Annotated in this window: 13 protein-coding genes and 1 pseudogene; 5 read left to right on the forward strand and 9 right to left on the reverse strand. The window is 71.0% G+C overall.

Annotation, left to right across the window (positions count from 1 at the left end):
• Position 1 precedes the first annotated feature (1 nt).
• The 9 genes from AC792_RS10320 to AC792_RS17765 form a co-directional block, all read right to left on the reverse strand.
• On the reverse strand, positions 2–1,624 hold the full coding sequence (locus AC792_RS10320) for an ArnT family glycosyltransferase (protein WP_049830444.1): 1,623 nt from the start codon (positions 1,622–1,624) through the stop codon (positions 2–4).
• A 117-nt stretch (positions 1,625–1,741) separates the two neighbouring features.
• Positions 1,742–3,037, reverse strand: a complete 1,296-nt coding sequence (locus tag AC792_RS10325) for a glycosyltransferase (protein ID WP_049830445.1) — start codon at positions 3,035–3,037, stop codon at positions 1,742–1,744.
• A 46-nt stretch (positions 3,038–3,083) separates the two neighbouring features.
• Positions 3,084–4,070 (reverse strand): hypothetical protein, encoded by a 987-nt coding sequence (locus AC792_RS17325; RefSeq protein ID WP_160317633.1) that lies wholly within the window; start codon positions 4,068–4,070, stop codon positions 3,084–3,086.
• Positions 4,067–6,592 (reverse strand): galactose oxidase early set domain-containing protein, encoded by a 2,526-nt coding sequence (locus tag AC792_RS10335; RefSeq protein WP_049830447.1) that lies wholly within the window; start codon positions 6,590–6,592, stop codon positions 4,067–4,069. Before AC792_RS10335 ends, AC792_RS17325 begins: the two co-directional genes overlap by 4 nt.
• A gap of 740 nt (positions 6,593–7,332) precedes the next feature.
• Complete coding sequence (locus AC792_RS10340; protein WP_049830448.1) at positions 7,333–10,011, reverse strand: helix-turn-helix transcriptional regulator; 2,679 nt, start codon at positions 10,009–10,011, stop codon at positions 7,333–7,335.
• Positions 10,008–12,722: a LuxR C-terminal-related transcriptional regulator gene (locus AC792_RS10345; protein ID WP_049830449.1), complete on the reverse strand. Its 2,715-nt coding sequence runs from the start codon at positions 12,720–12,722 to the stop codon at positions 10,008–10,010. Before AC792_RS10345 ends, AC792_RS10340 begins: the two co-directional genes overlap by 4 nt.
• 140 nt (positions 12,723–12,862) lie before the next feature.
• Complete coding sequence (pth, locus tag AC792_RS10350) at positions 12,863–13,447, reverse strand: aminoacyl-tRNA hydrolase (protein WP_049830450.1); 585 nt, start codon at positions 13,445–13,447, stop codon at positions 12,863–12,865.
• Between the two features lie 11 nt (positions 13,448–13,458).
• Complete coding sequence (locus tag AC792_RS10355) at positions 13,459–14,109, reverse strand: 50S ribosomal protein L25/general stress protein Ctc (RefSeq protein ID WP_049830451.1); 651 nt, start codon at positions 14,107–14,109, stop codon at positions 13,459–13,461.
• Between the two features lie 268 nt (positions 14,110–14,377).
• Entirely contained in the window at positions 14,378–14,635 is a 258-nt protein-coding gene (locus AC792_RS17765; RefSeq protein ID WP_235436623.1) for a hypothetical protein, read from the reverse strand.
• On the opposite strand from AC792_RS17765, the pseudogene AC792_RS17020 reads away from it, so the two are divergent.
• From AC792_RS17020 to AC792_RS10380, 5 genes and pseudogenes are all read left to right on the forward strand, one after another.
• Positions 14,523–14,873, forward strand: a pseudogene (locus AC792_RS17020) (acyltransferase family protein); the annotation flags it as partial. The gene AC792_RS17765 and the pseudogene AC792_RS17020 sit on opposite strands and share 113 nt — an antisense overlap.
• 247 nt (positions 14,874–15,120) lie before the next feature.
• The gene (locus tag AC792_RS10365) at positions 15,121–16,662 is read left to right on the forward strand and encodes an acyltransferase family protein (RefSeq protein WP_049830453.1); all 1,542 of its coding nucleotides are present in this window, start codon (positions 15,121–15,123) and stop codon (positions 16,660–16,662) included.
• Positions 16,663–16,696: 34 nt separating this feature from the next.
• Positions 16,697–17,137 carry a VanZ family protein gene (locus AC792_RS10370; RefSeq protein ID WP_049830454.1) on the forward strand — a complete coding sequence of 147 codons (441 nt, stop codon included), beginning with the start codon at positions 16,697–16,699 and terminating at the stop codon, positions 17,135–17,137.
• Between the two features lie 224 nt (positions 17,138–17,361).
• Complete coding sequence (locus AC792_RS10375) at positions 17,362–17,589, forward strand: hypothetical protein (RefSeq protein WP_160317635.1); 228 nt, start codon at positions 17,362–17,364, stop codon at positions 17,587–17,589.
• An 841-nt stretch (positions 17,590–18,430) separates the two neighbouring features.
• A partial coding sequence (locus tag AC792_RS10380) for a hypothetical protein (protein WP_049830456.1) occupies positions 18,431–18,708 on the forward strand: 278 nt, incomplete at its 3' end.

The following is an 18,708-nucleotide window of genomic DNA, read 5'->3' on the forward strand; positions in this document are numbered from 1 at the left end:
GTCAGTTCCCTTCCGCCGCGGCCGAGGATGCGTCCACCCGGTTGACGCTCCACTCGCCGAAGGTGGCCACGGGCTCGGAGTTCTCGAGGGCCAGGCCGGTCTGGGTGAGACCGAGGTTCTCGATGTTGTCCAGCACGATCGGGCCCACGATGATGTAGTCGACATCGCGCCAGCCACCGGGGTGCACGTCGGCGAACTGGGCGTCGAGGTCGGGTTTCTCGACGGCGATCATCTGCCAGGGGTCGTTCCACCCGCTGGCGTTGAGGTCGTGCCACATGGAGTACGGCGCGAGGACCACGTTCTCGGTGCCCACGTTGTCCTGCACCCAGTGCACGGTGCTCAGCCAGTCGGCGTTGGTGTCCGCGGTGAGCAGCTCGCGGTCCTGCTGGAACCACTGCGGCATGGACATCAGCACCAGGGCCAGGGCCAGCGCCCCGACGAACCCGCTGCGCAGCGGGACCCTCAGGTGGGGCATGCGCTTCCACAGTTTCTCCGTGCCCGTCCAGAGCACGTCCACGGCGGTGCCGAGGGCCAGGGCCAGGAAGGGGATCACCGCGATGATGTACATGGCGGGCAGGTACCCCTGGCCCAGCACGATCGGCACGGCGAAGCAGGCGATCGCGAGGGCCACGAAGTGGGCGTTGCGCCGGAAGAGGCACACCCCTGCCGCGACGAGCCCGGCGGCGATCAGGTACTTGTCGAAGTAGAGCCACCCGGTCCACAGCTCGGCCCTGCTGGAGCCCGCCTCGAAGATGGTGCCCGAGCCGGAGCGTTCGAGGAACTGGTAGCTCAGCGCGTCCTGCAGGGACACGTGGTCGTCTCCGGCAAGGAGCTCGTTGCGCAGCAGGGCCGCCAGCGGGTAGAAGGCCAGCAGCAGGCCGCCCACCGCGAGGAAGCCTACGAGGGAGAACGCCCGGTTGCTCCAGCGCGGCCGGTTGATCATGGAGAGCACCAGTGCCGGCCCGAAGATCGCGAGGGTCTCCTTGGACAGCACGGCGACGGCGAAGCAGGCACCGGCCAGCACGTGGTCGCGCAGCGAGTGCCGTGGGCTCAGCGCCAGGTAGAAGGCCAGCAGCAGCCAGGGCACCCCGATGTTGTCCAGGTAGACCTGGCGCCCGAGCACCAGGGAGAGCGGGGAGAGCACGAACACGAGGGTGGTCAGGGCCGCGAACGGGATGCGGACGTGCAGCCGGCGCGCCAGCATGTAGAGCAGGAGGGCGCTGGCCACGAAGAACACGGAGATCACGTACCGGGTGGCACCGATCTCGGTGCCGTCGCCGAGGTTCAGCATGCTAGGGATCCAGTTCAGGGCGGCGATCTGGATCCAGCCCAGGGGCGGGTGGTCGTACCAGTAGGTGTAGGGGGCCAGTTGGCCGTCGTGCACGGCGAACGCCTGCGCGGTGTAGGTGCCTTCGTCGTCCTGGTAGCTCGGGGCACCGGTGAGGTTCCAGAGGCTCAGCACCACCGAGGCCACGAACAGGCCGATCATGGTGAAGCGGTCGGCCGGTGCCAACCGGGTGAGGACGAAGGGGTGGTCCCGGGTGATCGGCGCCTTGTGGGCACCACGGCTCGAGGGCCGCTGGGGTAGGCGGAGCGGAGGTGGCTTCAGTTCGAGCAGTGCCATCGGGTTCTCCTGGGGCGCGAGGGATCAACCGGACCGGGTGGGACAGGCTGTGGGGAGGATGGAGTAGGAAGAAAGGTGGTGCGGATGCGGGAGGAGCAGGAGGGAGCGGGCGGGCACCTACACCTGGGCGGTGGCCGGTGCCGGTACGGGAGCCTCGATGTAGGAGAGGTGCGAGCCGGAGTGGCTGGTCTTCTCCCATGCGAAATCACCGCGCCGGAACTTGACCAGGGCGCGCAGTGCGGAGAACGCGAGGACCAGCTGGTAGAACGGCGTGCCGATCACCAGCCTCGTGTAGTCGTAGGCGGAGAGCTCGAACCGGTGGTCCCGGCCGAACTCGCGCAGCATGCAGACGTCGAAGGCGATGGTGGCGAGCGTGGGGATCAGCGGTAAAAAGGCGATCAGGGTGACCAGCAGCGGGAAGTCCCCCCAGACGGCCGCGATGATGGCGATGGGGATGCAGATCCCCGCGAAGGCCATGAAGTGCTGCTGCATGAGCGTCCACCAGGCGATCGTGCGCATCCTCCGGGTGGGCAGCGCCTTCCAGTCCCCCTTGGCGAACACCTGCATGAAGCCCAGCGACCACCGGGTCCGCTGGCGCACCAGGGTGGCCAGGGAGTCCGGGGTCTCCTCGCGGGTGACGAGTTCGGGCGAGTACGCCACCACGATGCGCCGGTTGAGCGTGGAGAGCCGCACACCGAGGTCGCAGTCCTCCGCCAGGCAGTTGCCGTCCCAGCCGTCCACGGCCACGAGCAGCTCCCGCTTGATGAACACGGTGTTCCCGCCCAGGGGGATGAAGCCCTGGCGCGAGTGGGCGTGGAGCCGGGACCTGAACCAGGTGAAGTACTCGAGGCAGTTCCGCAGCGAGTACCAGGTGTCGCGGTAGTTGATGAGCTGCACCGCACCCTGCACCACGTCGGCGTTGCGCCGGGCGAACACGCTGTCGATGTTCGCCAGCAGCTCCCGGGCCGCGATGGACTCGGCGTCGAACACGCCCACCACGTCGTTGCGGCACAGGGCGAGCGCCCCGTTGAGCTGGCGCGGCTTGTTCTTGGTCTCGTGCTCGTCCACGGCCACCCGCACGAGGTCGGGGAACTCGTTGGCGAGCCGGAACGCGCACGCGGCGGTGTCCGGGTCGTCGTGCCCCACCGAGATGATGACCTCCTTGCGGGAGTGCGTCTGCACCAGCAGGGCCATGAGGGTGGCCCGCATGACGTCCTCGCGCTCGTTGCGGCAGGGCATGATCAGCGAGAAGGAGAGCGACTCGGTCTCGAGGAGGCCCGCGTAGGAGGTGCGGACCTGGGTCTTGGGGTCCCACCAGGCGTAGGTGTTGAGGTAGAGGGTGGAGGAGGCGATGGCGAAGAGCGTCAGGGCCACCACCACGATGAGGGTGCAGCCGAGCAGGTAGAGGATCATGAGCGCTCCAGGAAGGATCGAGAGGTCGGGGTCGTGGGTGCGGGGTTCAGTCGTCTGCGCCGCATGCGGTGCCGTCCCCGGTGGTGTCGAGATTCTGCGGATCCGCGCCGGCCTGCCGGACGGTAAGGCCCTCGGGGAAGAGCTGCCGCACCTCCGTGCAGGACCACGGGTGGTCCATGGAGGCGATGCTGATGCCGCTGTCCGCCATCTGCTGCGCGTGCTCGGCCATGCTGGGGGGCACTACGGGGAGGCACTGGCCGTTGGTGCCGTATTCGGGCAGGCACCCGCCCAGCGCCGCGAGCCCGCTGGTGACCTCGGCGGGGTCGATCGGCCCGCGGGGGGTGAGTCCCTGCGTGCGGTCCGCTCCCCCGGCGGCGCCCGGCGCCGCGGCGTCGGGGGTCGCGGCACCGGGGACGGCGGCCACGGGTTGCGCGGCTGCCGCCTCGAGGCTCATCTCCTGCTGCGTCCCCGGTCGGGCCGCGGAGGCCTGGGCCACCGGGGGCGTGGGTTCCGTCCCGGTGAGCGGTGTTCCCGGCAGACCCGCTCCCGGCCGTGCGGCGTCGGTCCCGGATGCTGATGCGGATGCGCTCCCATGGCCCTCGTGCTGTCCCGTGGCCGGGAGCGCGGATGCTGCACCCGGATCCGATGACGGCGTCCCCGGCGCGGATGCCTCACCGGCGGTGGGGGCCGGGGGGCGGGGGCCGGGCGGCGTCCCACCGGCCTCGGGGGCACCCGAGGGGGCTCCTGACGGTGAGGTCCGCGGCGGCGAGGGGCCCGTTGCCTGCGTGCCTACCTCCCGGCTGTCGGCGAGCTGTGCCTCCTGTGCCGCGGCGGCCCCGACGCCGGCCGGTGCCACGGTCGCGGTGGCGGCGAAGCCTCCCCAGGTCACGGCCACAGCGGCCACGAGCCCTGCGGCGATGAGCAACCGCCGCTGGCGCCGCGGCATCCGGGTGTCAGGGACCGGACCACGGGACGGGGACGGCGTCGGGTTCGGGGTCGGAGCCGGGTTCGGGTTCTGGTCCGGGCCGCTCATGAGATCCAGATCCAATCCGCGATGCTCGGCACGCCGTCCGCGTCCAGCACGGAGAGCATGTAGGGCCCCGGCGGCAGCAGGTTCGGGTTGTCCGGTATCTGCGCCACCCGGGTGGCACCGGTCCCCGCGAGGGGCACGTCCACGAGCCGGGCGTTGGTGTCCGTCTGGTGGGTGGCGGACATCGGGGAGATCAGCGACGCCGTGGTGGGCTCACCGGTCACGTCCAGGGTGATGGTGTCCCCGTAGGACGCCGCCTCGGGCGAGGTGACCGTGGGCCGGACCCCCTTGAAGAGGTACGGCGGGCTGTACACGGAGACCCGGAGCTCGAAGGAGTTGTCCGCCGGGTTGGAGCCCATGATCGCCACCCGCCCGTCCGGCAGGAGGATCGACGTCGAGTGGTAGTTCCGGCTCACCGGGTCCGCGTCGATGGAGTGCCAGGTGTTGGCCTCCGGGTCGTAGAGGGCCGCGGTGTTCACGTTGTCCGTGCGGTTCAGCCGGGCCCCGTTGGCGGCGAGCACCGTGCGGTCCGGCAGGTTGACGAGGTTCACGTACGCCTTGCCGGGACCGGGGAGATCGGGGCCGGGGACGTAGGCGGGCGCCGGCTCGTTCAGGTCGATGATGTCCACGAGGTTGATGGCCGGCGCGTTGCCGTCCGTGTTGCCCCCGCCCACGATCATGAGCTTCTGGTCCTGGGCTGGGCCGATGAACACGGACCCCGCCTGGTCCCGCATGTCCTTCTGGCGCAGTCCCGGGACGTCCCAGATGGACGCCGTCCGCCAGTCGTAGAGGCTGGCGCCGGTGCCGGGGAGCCCATTGCCGAAGGTGTGGGCGCCGGTGTAGAACATGGTGCCGTCGTCGAGCAGGAACATGTGCGGGTACGTGCCCCAGTAGCTCCAGGTCTGCGGGACCTGGTTCGGCGGGAGCCAGCTCATGGTCTTCCAGTCGAACATCTCGGTGAGGACCGTGCCCTCGGCCTTCTCGTCGAGTCCGCCGGCGGACCAGATGTTGCCGTTGCCCAGCTTCGTCAGGGAGGGGTACCAGTGCGCCCCGGCCATGTCCGTGGTGGGGTGGAAGGTGTCGTCCTCCGGGTCGAAGTAGTAGCTCTTCTCCGAGCCCTTGAACGTGTTGGGCCCCTGGTCGCCCTCCGGGTAGGACGCCGTGCCCCCGGCGATCAGCACCTTGCCGTCCGGGAGGGTCACGTGGCCGGCGCAGAACATGTCGTAGGGCACCGGGATGTCCTTGAACTCGTTGGTGTCCGGTGTCCAGACCACGGCGCGCAGCTCACCGGCGTCGAAGAGGTCCTCGGCATTGCCCGAGCCGGCGATCAGCAGGATCCGGCCGTCGTTCAGCAGGGTGTTGTGGAGGGCGCGGATGGGCAGCTCCTCGTCCTGCACCGTCCAGCTGCCCACGCTCTCGGGGGCGCCGAGGGGCGGTAGCACCTCCGGGACCACCTGGGGGGCGGAGGCGTTGGTGGTGCTGAGCGTCCCGTTCCCTGCGGCGGAGAGCCCGAAGGCCAGGCGGTCCACGCCGTCGGGGATCACGGGGGTACGTGCGGGGGCGGCGGTCCAGGCGTCCGCGGCGGGAACGGCCTTGACGTCCGTCCAGTACTGCCACCCGGCGGCGGTGTGCGTGAAGAGGCTCAGGCCGTGCTGCGCGGTGCCGGTGCTGCGGTAGTCCACCGAGAGGTCGTACTCCTCGCCGGCGGTCACGGCGGGGGGGCAACCGGCGGCCTCGGAGGTGAGCAGCTTCACGTCCCCGGAGGCGTAGTCGCTGACGGTGACCTGGAAGGAGCGGGTTCCCTGCGGCGAGCCGGCGGGCACGTCCGTGGAGAGGCCCTGGCGCACGGTCCTGGCCCCCCATCCGGCCACCTGGTAGCAGGCCGGGACGGGTGCACCCTGCGCGAGGTTCCCGTTGGGCACCAGTTCCGCGGCGGGCGGTGGGCCCGGCGCGACCACGGGGACCAGCGAGTAGTCGTCGGTGGCGAGCGTGCCATCGGTGTCCAGGGACAACCCGAAGATGATCTGGTCGGTACCCTCGGGGATCACGGGGGTGGTGGCGCGGGCGGCCGTCCAGCCGTTCGCGGCGGGGACGCGTTCCACGTCACCCCAGTAGCTCCAGCCGGCCGCGGTGTGCCGGAACATGGTGAGCGTGACGGGTGCGGTGGAGGTGTACCAGACCTCCATGTCGTAGGTGGTGCCGGCCTGCACGCGGGGTGCGCACTCGGCGGTCTCGGCCTGCAGGAGCTTCCTGTCGCCGGCCTGCCGGCCCTGGAGGGCCACCTGCACCGCGCGTCCGCCGTCCCGGCCGGGCTGGAAGGTCCAGGTGCCCTCGGTGCCCCAGCCCGAGCGGGAGAAGCAGGTGGGCAGGCCCTGGCCGTCCTCGAGGGACGGGTTCACCACGAGGTTCCCGGGCACGGCCTGGGCGGGAGGACTCGCCAGGGGAAGGGCTGCGAGGAGGCCGGTGACCAGCACGACGGCGGAGGCGAGTGAGATCCAGCGCACCTTCGCTTCCCGGCGTCTCATGGCGCTTCGATTCCCGTATGAGAATTGTTGTGCGAACCGAAGAATTGCATGCCGAAAAGGCGCGTGACATTGACCATGAGGATCCCCATACCGAGCTGAAACCGGAAATTACTTTCTCCGAAAGCGTAGGTAGGGTAATCAGGAGTAGAACGAGTAATTACTACCTTAGTGAGCACCTGAGTACACGGCATCCAGATGAATACCTACTCGGTGTTCAGCCCCTTCCTTCCCGGAACGGCCCGGTATGCACCGGATCCGCACCACGGCGCAGCGGGCCGAACCTGGTGAGCACCGCGCAGGGAACAGCGGAGAGTGCACAGTGGTCAAGGGGAGAAGGAGCCGACGGCGGCTGGGGACGGACCCCCGGTCTCGAGAGGGCCCGGACGCCGTCGGCTCCGATCAGGGGTGCGGTGAGCCGATCGTCCTCGATCGGGGGCCACGCAGAATCAGGAATCACCCGCTGGTGCAGGACATCCCGGCCCGGGCGGAGGAATTCACCCTCCTCGAGTTCCACGCATGCGCATTCCTCGAGAAAATCCCTGGCGCAGAGAATGTTCTTCCCGTACGGAAATCGCGACCGGTTCACCGGGAACCAGGCGTGCGGGGAACCACAGTCAGAGCCTAGGAGGAATACCGTTCCCGGGTCGCGAGTACTGATCACCCGTCACCGCGCGTGCACGGCACCGCGGGTCGGCGTCACCACCTGCACGGGATCCCCGAAGTGAACCGTGACGAGTTCCTCAGAAGTCGCGCAGCTCCTCACGGCGGTTGACGCCGAGCTTGGCGAAGATCCGGTAGAGGGGCCCCTCGACGGTGCGGACGGAGACGCTCTTGGACGCCGCGATGGCACGGTTGGAGTACCCCTCCTTGACCAGTGCCACGATCTTCCGCTCGGTGGGGGTGAGCTTCGGCAGGTTGGCTGCGGGGGCGGCCGCCACCAGGGGTGTGGGCACCGGACCCTGCCGGTCGGCGGACAGGATGGTCAGCCGGCGCTGCAGCGCGCGTGCACTGCTCGTGGCCCCCTGCTCCGCCAGGTAGGTGGAGGCCAGGGAGAGGCCGGCGAACTCGAGGGCCAGGTTGCCCTGCGCACCGGCGGTGGTGGCGGCGTCGAGCATCGCCGAGGTGTCACGTGCCTGGGTGGCCGCCGCGAAGGCCAGGAGCCCGGTGGCATCCTCCCCGGGTGCGTCCTCGAGCAGACGCACCAGGGACGGCACCCCCCTGGTGTCGCCGAGGAGCAGGGACAGCTGCAGGGCCAGTGCTGCCAGCTGACGCAGCCCGCCCTTCTCCGCCAGCTCCGCGAGCTGCAGGAGCTCGGACCTGGAGCCGGGGGCGTCGTCGAGCAGCGAGGAGGCCGCGGCCATGAACACGCGCCCGTGGAGCCGTGCGGAGCGCGAGCCGCGCTTCGGCGAGTTCTCGAACTCGTCCACGAGGGTCCGCGCCCGCACGGCGTCACCTGCCAGGGCGCAGGAGAACGCCGCGAGACCCAGCAGCACGGTCATCATCTGGCCGACGTCGGATTCCCGGAGGGCCTCGAGCGCCAGGAGGAAGCGGGTGCTCGCCTCCTTGTTCTGCCCGCCGCGCAGGGCGGCGATGCCGTCCACGAAGTCGGTCCAGCCCGCGAAGTACACGATGCTGCCGGGATGACGGGTGGCGGCGGACTGCAGCACCGCCCGCGCCTCCGGCAGCTGCGAGCAGTACACCAGCGCGAGGATGTGGTGTGCGGTGGCGAGCTCCCGGTAGCCGATGAGGTCGGCCCCGGAGTCCTCGATCATCCGCAGCGCCTCCCCCGAGTACTCGCTCGCATCGTTCGGGCGTCCGGCGGTGGTCAACACCTCGGCGAGGAGGATCCTCGCACCCACCCGGGTCTCCCTGCCACCCTCGGGGGCGGTGAGGATCGTGCGCAGCTCCTCCTCGACCCCCGCGAGTCTTCCCTGGAGGATCGCCACACGGCAGTCCAGGAGCCGGCACCCGAGACGGTACCGTTCGGCGTCCTCCGCCAGGACCTGGTCGCTGGTCCGCAGCTCGAGGTCGGCGATCACGGACCGCAGGCGGTCCACGATGTCGCTGAGGTCCTCGAAAGGTCCGCCGGTGGCGAGCTTGAGGTCGAAGGCCAGCAGGGTGGCCTCCTTGGCGGCCCGCAGGTCGGTGACCCGGCGCATGGCTTCCTCGGCCAGCTCCTCCGCGTAGCCGTAGTTCCCCCGCCCCGCCTGGACCCGTGCCAGCTCCACCAGGGTGCGGGAGCGCAGGTCGGGGGCGGAGACGGCACGCACGGCACGCGCGGCGAAGGCGTGGTCATGGAGGCGGTTGGCCACGCCGGCGGCCTCGAGCAGGATCCTGTCCTCCAGCGGCATGCCGCAGTCCAGGCCCCATGACACCGTGCGGAGGAAGTCCTCGAGTGATCTCGGCTCCGTCTCCAGGACCGCGAGCACCTCCTGGCGGATCACGATGCTCCGTGCTGCCGGGACCTGGGCGCGGAGGACCTCGCCGTGGAGGGGGTACCGGAGGGACACGGGGTGGTCGGGACCCTGCCCCGGAACGATCAGCTGGTGGCTCTGCAACCGCTCCACGGCCTCCGACCCGATGCACTGCGTGAGGGCCTGCAGCGGGATCGGTTCGGCGAGCGCCACGAGCTCCAGCGACTCGAGGTCCTCCGGGCTCCGGGACCGCAGCTGGGAGCGGATCAGGTCCCCGAGGCGCAGATGGGTGGGGGTCTGCTCGTTGGCCAGGCGCCACACCCCGTTGCGCTCCACCAGGTAGCCGTCCTGCGTCCCCTGCTCCAGCAGTGCACGCAGGAACATGGGGTTGCCCCCGGTGATGATCGCGAGCGCGTGGCTGGTGCCGGTGAGCACCGGCCCTCCCAGGATCCTGGTGCACAGCAGGGACACTGCGTCGCGGTCCAGCGGGGTCACCTCGAACCGGGTGAGCAGGCCGTCGGCCCCGAGGTCGGCGATCTCGGCGGGTGCATCCGGTGCGTTGCGGATCATCACGAGCAGCTTGGCCCGGCGCGCGGTGATCAGCTGGGCCAACAGGGCGCTAGAGCTGTCGTCGAGTTCGTGGGCATCGTCCACCACGAGCAGCGGCGGGTGCCTGGGCCGTCCCACCTGGCCCGCGGTGAGGTGCGCCATGACGGCCCGCAGCACGGCCACGGGGGAATCGGCGTCCGCCACGGAGAGCGTGTGCAGGTAGGGTGCCAGGGCCCCGAACGGGATGCTGCGCAGGGACGGCCCGCCGTTGACGTGCAGCACCGGCGCCGTCCAGCGCAGGTGCTCCAGCACGTACGCGGCCAGGGCGGTCTTCCCCACCCCGGGTTCGCCCACGAGCATGGCACCGAACCCGGCGACGTCGTCGAGCGCTGAGGTCACCTCCTTCACCAGGCGGGCGCGACCCACGAGGTCCGCGTCCGGTTCCACGCGGATCACTGCTGCTGCCCGAACACCAGGGAGAGCTGCTTGCGGCTCGAGAGGCCGAGCTTGGTCATGATCTGGTGCACGTGGCCCTCCACGGTCCGGGGTGAGATGTGCTCCTGCAGGGCGATCTCCTTGTTGGGGACGCCGCGGGCCACCATCCTGGCGATGGCGCGCTCGCGCTCGCTGAGCAGTTTCCGGCGTACGTGCCGTCGGGCGGGGGTCGAGGTCCTGCGCAGGATCTGCTCGGCGTGCACCCGGATCATGGGGTCGGACGCCTCGGAGAGGTACTCGATGCCGAGGGACGCGACGTCGCTGGCGAGCGTGTGGTTCCCGGCGTCGAGCGCCCGCCGGGCGACTTCCCGCAGCATCCCCGCATCCTTGGCCAGCACGCCGGCCGCGACCCCGCGGCACAGCTCCGCGAACGGGCCGTCGCTCGCCGCTGCCACGTCGGCCAGTGTCTGCGCGGCCTCGTGCCGGCCCAGCTGCACCGCCTGGGCCAGGAAGTAGAGCGCCAGGCCGTGCTGTCCGCGGCCGGAGAGCGCCTGGGCGTGCTCGAGGAACTCGGTGGCCGGGGCGTCCGGGGCGCTGAGCCAGGCCTCGGTGAGCAGGGAGAAGTACTGCACGCACTCCCGCAGGTGCCAGGACCGCAGGGGTCCGGTGAGCTGCGCCGCACGCAGGTGGTCCTCCGCCGCGTCCGTGGCGTTCTCGAGCATGGAGGCGTAGGCGGCGGCCGCCTCGGCCAGCGGCAGCAGCCCGTGCCGGTCGCGGATGCGGAACTGGCTGATGGCGGGCAGCAGCTTGGCCAGGGCCTCCTCGCTCCTGCCGAGGTAGGAGAGCAGCACCCCCTCGGCGAACTCGGAGGGTGAGCCGTTGAACAGCGGGGCGTCGTTGTTCCCGCCGTGGAGCCGTGCGTGGTCGAGGGCGGGGGACCAGTGCCCGGCGAGCATGAGCACCTGGAACAGGTTGGCGTCCGCGAGGTCGCGGTCTATCCGGCTGTAGGGGGAGGCCGCGAACCGCGTGGTGACGTTGCGGATCAGCGAGACGGCCTGCTCGGCGGAGCCGAGGGACACCTGGGCCAGGCTGAGCAGGCTGCGGATCTTGAGGTACCACCGGGAGTCGTCGGCCCCGGTGCCCAGCAGGGTGTCCGCGAGCCCGGCCGCGCGCCCGTACTCGCCCTCGAACACCAGCGCTTCCACGCGGAGGAAGTCGACGCGGCCCCTGAGGTCCGCGACGACGGCGTCGTCGGGTTCGTGCTCCAGGCGCGCGGCGACGTCGTCCAGCAGTTCCTGCGTCCTCCCCGCCCGCGTGCGGTCCACCTCGCTGAGGCGGGCGGCCAGGAGCTTCGCCTCGGCCCAGGAGTGCAGCGGCACGGACCCGGTGTCCACGGCCTGCAGCAGCGGGTCGATCGAGGCGAGCGCCTCCCGGTGGCGCCCGTCGATCCAGAGGTGGCGGCTGCGCTCGATCGCCACGGCGGCGCTCTCCTGCTCCGCGGGAAGCGCGGCGAGGAACTGCTCCGCGGCACCGCTGCTCCACCGGTCGTTGGCGAGACGCGCGGCGGTGACCAGGTCCTCGGGGGCGAGGTCCCCGCCCTGGGCCAGTGTCCAGCCGGTGAGCGCCACGCGCCCGTGGGCGGGGAGCAAGGGGTGGTCGAGCCGGGCGCCGATGGTCTCCAGCGCCTGCCGGCCGCGCAGGGAGAGGAGCTGGGCGCGCACGACGTCGGCGAACACCTCGTAGGTCAGGCGCACGGACGGCGCGTCCTCCCGCTCCAGGGTGACCATGCCCGCACTCTGCAGCGTGTCCAGGGAGGTGGACGCCGCCACCTCCAGCAGCAGGCTGACCGGCAGCGGCCCGGACACGGCCAGGACCTCGACGACGGCGCGGTCCTCCGGGGAGAGCTCGGCGAGTTTCGCGGTGCTCCAGTCCGCCACGGAGCGGCCCGACTCCGGGCGCGGGGCATCCAGCGAGACCCAGACGCCGTCGCGCCGGAAGAGGTGCCCGGACTCGACGTCGGCCCGGGTGGCGAGCTGGAGGTAGCGCGGGTTGCCGCCGCTGACGGACCACTGCTGCTGGGCGGCGGAGCGCGAGACCGGGTTGCCGAGTGCGGCGCCGAGCAGGTCCGCGGTGGCCTCGAACCCCAGCGGGTGCAGGTCGAAGCGCTCCAGCACGCGGTCCTTCCACAGGTCGAGGAACTCGCCCGGGGCGCGCAGCAGGTTCTCGCAGGTGACCAGCAGGCGCACGGCGCCCACGCGCGCGAGGTGCGCTATCACGGTGGCCGAGAGCTCGTCGACGTCCTCCACGGAGTCGAGGTGCATCACGGTGGGGCGGGAGGCCGCGGTGGAGTCGAACCTGCGCTGCAGGGCCGTGAGTACCAGGAGGGGGTTCCGGGCGGTGTCCTCGTCCAGTTCGGCGAGCAGCACGTTGAGGGCGCCGTAGGGCACCGTGGAGTGGGAGGCGGAGCCACGGAGGTAGATGTGGTCCATGGTTCCGGCCAGGCCCTGGATGACCTGCTGGGCCAGGGTGGTCTTACCGATGCCGGAGGTGCCCACGAGGAGGACGCCGCGGCCGGTCTCGTCGGTGAGCACGTCCCGGACGGACGCGAACTCGTCCTCCCGGCCCACGAACGGCCAGCGACCGTTGACGTTCGTCACCTGCACCGCCCGGACGGGCGCACAGCAGAACCACCCACCGAGATGTCCGGTCGAGATCCGGAAAGATGATTCCACGTCCGCATAAGAGTTCCGCCCCACAGCACTTGTCCTGCCGGTCACTTTACCGCGCAGGTCCCACCGAACCGTGTTTCCCGGTGGTTTCCGCGGTGCGCGTCCCGGTGGCCCACCGCCGCGTCGCCGTACCCCTCGGTACGTCAGGCGGGGGCGTGGAAGCGCTGCTGCGCGGCGAGGAGCCCCTCGGTGATGAGCAGCTCGGCGGCGTCGGCGGCGTCGTCGACCAGGAAGGGCAGGTCCTTCTTCTCCACGGTGCCGAAGTCCTTGAGCACGTAGTCCGCGGTGTCCTGCCGGCCCGGCGGACGGCCCACGCCCACGCGGACGCGGAGGTAGTCCTTGGTGCCGAGGGCCCGGCTGATGTCGCGCAGGCCGTTGTGCCCGCCCTCTCCCCCGCCGAGCTTGAGCTTCACGGTGTTGAAGGGGATGTCGATCTCGTCGTGCACCGCGATCACGTGATCCGGGGCCACGTCGTGGAAGCGTGCCAGGGCGGAGACCGGGCCGCCGGTGAGGTTCATGTAGGTGAGCGGCTTCGCGAGCACCACGCGCGGACCTCCGATGCCCAGCCGGCCTTCGAGGGTCACGGCCTGGGCCTTGGAGGAGGTGAAGCGCCCGCCCACGCGGGCGGCCAGCAGGTCCAGGACCACCTGGCCGATGTTGTGGCGGTTGCCGGCGTAGCCGGGCCCGGGATTCCCGAGCCCGGCCACGAGCCAGGTGTCGGTGGACACCAGGGTGCTGCCTACTTCTCGTCGGCGTCGGTGACGACGGCGTCCGCGTCGGCGTCGCCGGCCGTGGCGCCCTCGGCGATGGCCTCGGTGTCGTCGTCGCTGGCCTCGGTCTCGCCGAGGTCCTGGACCACGGGGGCCATGAGGTTGACCACGAGGGTCTCGGGGTCGGTGACGAGGGTGACGCCGCTGGGGAGGGTGACGTCGGAGGCGTAGACGTGCTCGCCGATCTCGCGGCCCTCGATGCTGACGGTGAGGGTCTCGGGCAGGTGGGTGGCCTCGGCCTCGACCAGCAGGGTGGTGGTCTCGAGGTTGTAGGTGGTCTCGAGTGCGGGCTCGCCCTCGACGTGGATGGTGACGTCCACTTCCACCTTCTCGCCGCGGCGCACGGTCAGCAGGTCCAGGTGCTGCACGATCTGCTTGATCGGGTTGCGCTGGATGTCCTTCACCAGTGCCAGGTGGTCCTCGCCGTCCACGTCCAGGGTGAGCAGGGCGTTGGCGGTGCGCACGGCCAGGGTGGTGGCCTTGGCGGGGAGGAGCACGTGGGGGGGGGCGGCGCCGGGGCCGTAGATCACGGCGGGGCTCACCTCGGCGCGGCGCGCCTGGCGGGGGGCGCCCTTGCCGAAGTCGGTGCGTACCTGTGCGGGGAGCTTCTGATCAGCCATGGGGTGTCTCCTGGGATGTCATGGGTTCCCGCTGTGTGCGGGGAACTCCGGATTCTCGCCCGGGCGGAGGATTCACGCGAACAGGCAGTCCGGCGACAAGGAGAGTCACCAGCCACCGTCGATCACGGAGATGAGCCGGATTCCGCATGGAACCGGCCCGCTCCCTCGCCTAGGCATCGGTTCCAAGGGTACCGCACCGGCTGCCAGGTGCCTGACGGCGGGACGTCTCGCCGTCGTCCGGGAACCGGCGTGTCCGCCCGGACTAGAATCAGGAAGGCCCCTTACCGTCCTGGCCACCGTCGTCGTCGAAGAGTGCCATGCCCCCACCCCCCCCAGCCCGGCAGAACCCGACGAGCCGTACCCGGGTGCGCCCGGACATCCAGGGCCTGCGGGCGTTCGCCGTCACGGTGGTGGTGCTGGACCACCTGCTCGGGTGGCCCAGCGGCGGGTTCATCGGCGTGGACGTGTTCTTCGTGATCTCCGGGTACCTCATCACGGGCCTGCTGCTGCGGGAGTACGAGTCCACGGGCCGCATCTCCTTCTCCGACTTCTACCGGCGGCGGATCAAGCGGATCCTCCCGGCGTCCACCGTGGTGCTGGCCGCCACGGCGCTGGCCTCCGCCCTGGTGTTCGGGGGCGCCCGCGCCCTGGACATCGGGCGGGACGCCGTGGCCGGTGCGCTCTTCGCCGCGAACTGGCGCTTCGCCGCCACCGGCACGGACTACTCCAGGGCGGGCGGTGAGGTGTCCCCGCTGCAGCACGTCTGGTCGCTCTCCGTGGAGGAGCAGTTCTACTTCGTGTGGCCGGCGGTGATGCTCCTGGTGCTGCCCCTGGTGGTACGGCGCGCGGGGGCGCCGCGCGGGCGAGGGGGGGCGCGGGCATCGGGATCGGCGTCATCTCGCTGGCCCCCTTCGGGTGGGCGCTGGGGGGGACGCAGGCGCTGCCCGCCCGGGCGGACTTCTCCCCCTTCCCCGCGGGGGGGAACTCGGGGCGGGCGCGCGCCTGGCCATCATGGCCCCGCTGTGCTCCCGCCTGGGGCGCCGGATCCGCCCGGTGCTCGCCTGGCTCGGCATCGCGGTGATGGTGGCGGGCCTGTTCCTCATCGACGATGCACTGCCCTTCCCCGGTCCCTGGGCCGCGCTGCCCGTGGCCGGCGCCGCGCTGGTGATCCTCGCGGGGACGGGCGCGGAGCGGCACGAGTACCTGCAGCCGCTGACCAACCGGGCGAGCGGGTACCTCGGGAACATCTCCTTCTCCCTGTATCTCTGGCACTTCCCGGTGATCGTGCTGGCCGAGGCGGTGCTCGTGGAGCGGGGAGCCCTCTACTACACGGTGTGCGCAGTGGGGATGCTGCTGCTGGCGGTGTACTCGTACCACCTCGTGGAGAACCCGGTGCGCCGCTCCCGTGTGCTGTCCGGTTCCCGCGAGCGCCGGCCCGCCCGGACGCGGAGCGCGCCGGACCACAGTGGTGGACAGGATCACAGCGAACAGGACCACGGCAACCAGGGACACGGCGACCCGAGCCGGCCCGCACGGCCCCGGCGCGTGGGCCGCGACGTGAAGCTGGCGGGGAGCGCGGCACTGGTGACCGCCGTCGTCGCCACCGTGCTGTTCGTCCTGCTGCCGGCGCCGTCCCGGCAGATCGAGCTGACGGGCACCACGACGCCGGCGGCGGCCGGGCCGGAGGCGGCCCTGCAGGCGGAGATCCGGGACGCCCTCGACGACGCCGGGTGGCCGGTGCTGGAGCCCCCCATCGACGAGGCGATGGCGGGGCTGATCGCCCCGGGCGACGTCCTGGACTGCAGCGGGCCCGAGCCCATGGAGGTGGAGTCCTGCACCTGGGGGGACCCGGGGGCGGAGCGTCACGCCGTGGTGGTGGGCGATTCCATGGCCACCACCTGGGTGGACCCGCTGCGCACGGCGTTCACCGCCGGCCCGGGCTGGGAGTTCACGAGCCTGGGCACCTCGGGGTGCACCTTCACGGAGCCGCTGATCCGCAACCCGAACCCCCGCACCATGGCGGCGTGCGAGGGCCGGAAGGCCGAGGCCGTGGAGGCCGTGATCGCCCTGGAACCGGACGTGGTGTTCATCGCCAACACCTACGAGGCACGCTATCTCGAGGGTGCGGAGGAGCCGCTGACGCCACAGGAGTGGCAGGATGCCATGACCGCCATGGTGGAGCGCTTCGAGGGCGCGGCGGGCCAGGTGGTGTTCCTGGCCCCTCCCCCGCTGTTCACGGACATCCAGGACTGCTACTCGCGGTTCGTCTCGCCGTCCTACTGCGCCGGCACCGTCGAGGAGCAGTGGAGCACCTTCGCCGCGGCGGAGCGCGAGCTCGCCGCCGGCATGGGCGCCCTGTTCCTGGACCCGACCCCGTGGTTCTGCGCCGAGCAGTGGTGCCCCAGCTACGTGGGAGGGGTGCCGGTCAAGCGCGACGCCGTGCACATGAGCCCGGAGTACCAGGAGAAGATCGCCCCGGCCCTGCGGGCGGAGCTGCAGCGCCGGGGAATCCTGGATCGAGGGATACTTGGGGTGTCTCAGAAGGCGCCATAGCAGTCGCCGGACTTCCCGCTCAAGGAGTTCCTTCGTGCCTGCCACGCCCCTGCCCTCCCCCCGTGAACGCCGCATCACCTTAGGTCTCACCGCGCTCCACCTCGCCATGGTGGGGCTGATCGTGCTCTCCCCCGCCCCGGTGGACGCCGCCGGGGGCAGCGCCCTGCGGCGGGCGCTGGCCACCCTGCAACGCGCGGGGTTCCCGAGGTGGGTTGACTACGACTTCGTGGAGTTCAGCGCCAACATCGTCATGTTCGTGCCCTTCGGCGTGTTCTTCGTGCTCCTGGCCCCACGCGGCTGGCGGTGGCTGGCCCCGGCCGTGGGCTTCTTCCTCTCCACCCTGATCGAACTCACCCAGCTCGTGTTCCTCCCGCAGCGCGTGGCCAGCCTCTACGACGTCCTCGCCAACACCACCGGCGCCCTGATCGGCACCGGCATCGCCTGGCTCCTGCTCGCTGCACGACGACGGCCGTAGAACGACGCCGGCACCGGCCGAGAGGCGGCGGCACTGACCCCGTCGTGGGGTCCCGACAGTCCCGCGGTAGGAGCGTGGTCGGCCCAGACGGAGGCCCGCGTATGCACCGATTCGGCCGGACCGCACAGCACGAGGGGCAGCACAAGCTCGCCGGCCCTCACCGCGTGGCGCCTGGCCGCCCGCCACCGGCACGGTCATAATGAATGCACGCCGAGGGTGAGGTGGTGACAATGAGGTTCTTCCAGTGGTTTCTGACCCTGATCGCAGGGCTGTTGATCCTTGTCGCCCTCCTGCCCTCCGGGAACCTCGGCCTGTTCGTGGCCGGCCTCGCCGCGATGCTCGGGGCCTGCGCCTGCGCGATCACCGCGGACAACCGGGACATCCGGTTCGGACGCGGCCGCCGGAATGTCCGGCCCGCCCCCCGGCAGAGGGCATCCGAGGAAGCTCGCTGATCCGACCGCACACGGTCCGTTGCACTGCCCGGTTGCTGCCCACGGCAGGACGGCGGCGGCGCTGACGCCGGAGGTGAACACGCCGACCCCGGCCCTCGCGAGATCATTCCCGGAGTGCCGGCCGCGGCGCGGCTGCACAGCTTTCCGTCAACACCCGCCCCACTGAACACCCCTGGAACCGCAGGTTTTGATCAGGTTCCCGTGTTCGCGACCGGACCTGCGGTGCGCCGTACTACGAAGGTGGAGTCCGCCTCGGTATCGGGTCGACGGTCCGCTCGTGGGACCCGGAGCTCCGCCCGAGGCGAGGACATCCAGTCCGCACCTCGTGTAAGGAAGCGTCATGTCGTTCAGGTTGGGAAGTGCCCTCGTTCTGGCAGCCATCGCGATGACGATCGGTGCCTCCAGCGCTGCGGCCACCACCGATTTCACCGTCCCCTGTACCACTACGGATTCCACCTGTCTGGCCCAACGACTCACGGCGGTGGAAACGTGGATCGAAGCGAATGATACGGATGTACCCGTGCCTACCCCGAAGCCTTCCCCGGCCCCCACACCGAAGCCGACGGCGTCACCGACTCCCACACCGACCGCGAAACCCACCGCGAAACCGACCGCGACCGCGAAACCCACCGCGAAACCGACCGCGACGGCATCACCCACCGCGAAACCGACCGCGACGGCATCACCCACCGCCAAGCCGAGCGCGTCACCGACCGCGGCTCCCGCCCCGAAGCCCACTACGACCACATCGCCTGCTCCGGCTCCCGCCCCGAAGCCCGCCGTGTGGGAGGGCTCGGTCAGCCAGGGGTCTGCCATCGGTGGGAGAGCAACGCCCCTCACCGTGACCGTGACCTCGCCGTCGGGGTCCCAGGCCAACAAGGTCGTCTACGTGGAGGCGTGGCAGAACGGCGCCAGGAAGGCGGACGTCTTCCTGGAGGGCCGGGACCTGACCGGGAGGACCACCCACACCCTCGACCTCCCGGCCCTCGCACCGGGAAGCTACGAACTGCGGCTGATGCTCTTCGACGGCCCTCCTGCGGGCTCGTACGAGTGGGGCACCATGCGCCTGAACACGGTGGGCCGGAACCTCACCGTCGCAGTCTCGGTGACCCCGGTGAC

It is taken from the genome of Arthrobacter sp. RIT-PI-e (genome assembly GCF_001187915.1).
Taxonomy (GTDB): domain Bacteria; phylum Actinomycetota; class Actinomycetes; order Actinomycetales; family Micrococcaceae; genus Arthrobacter_D.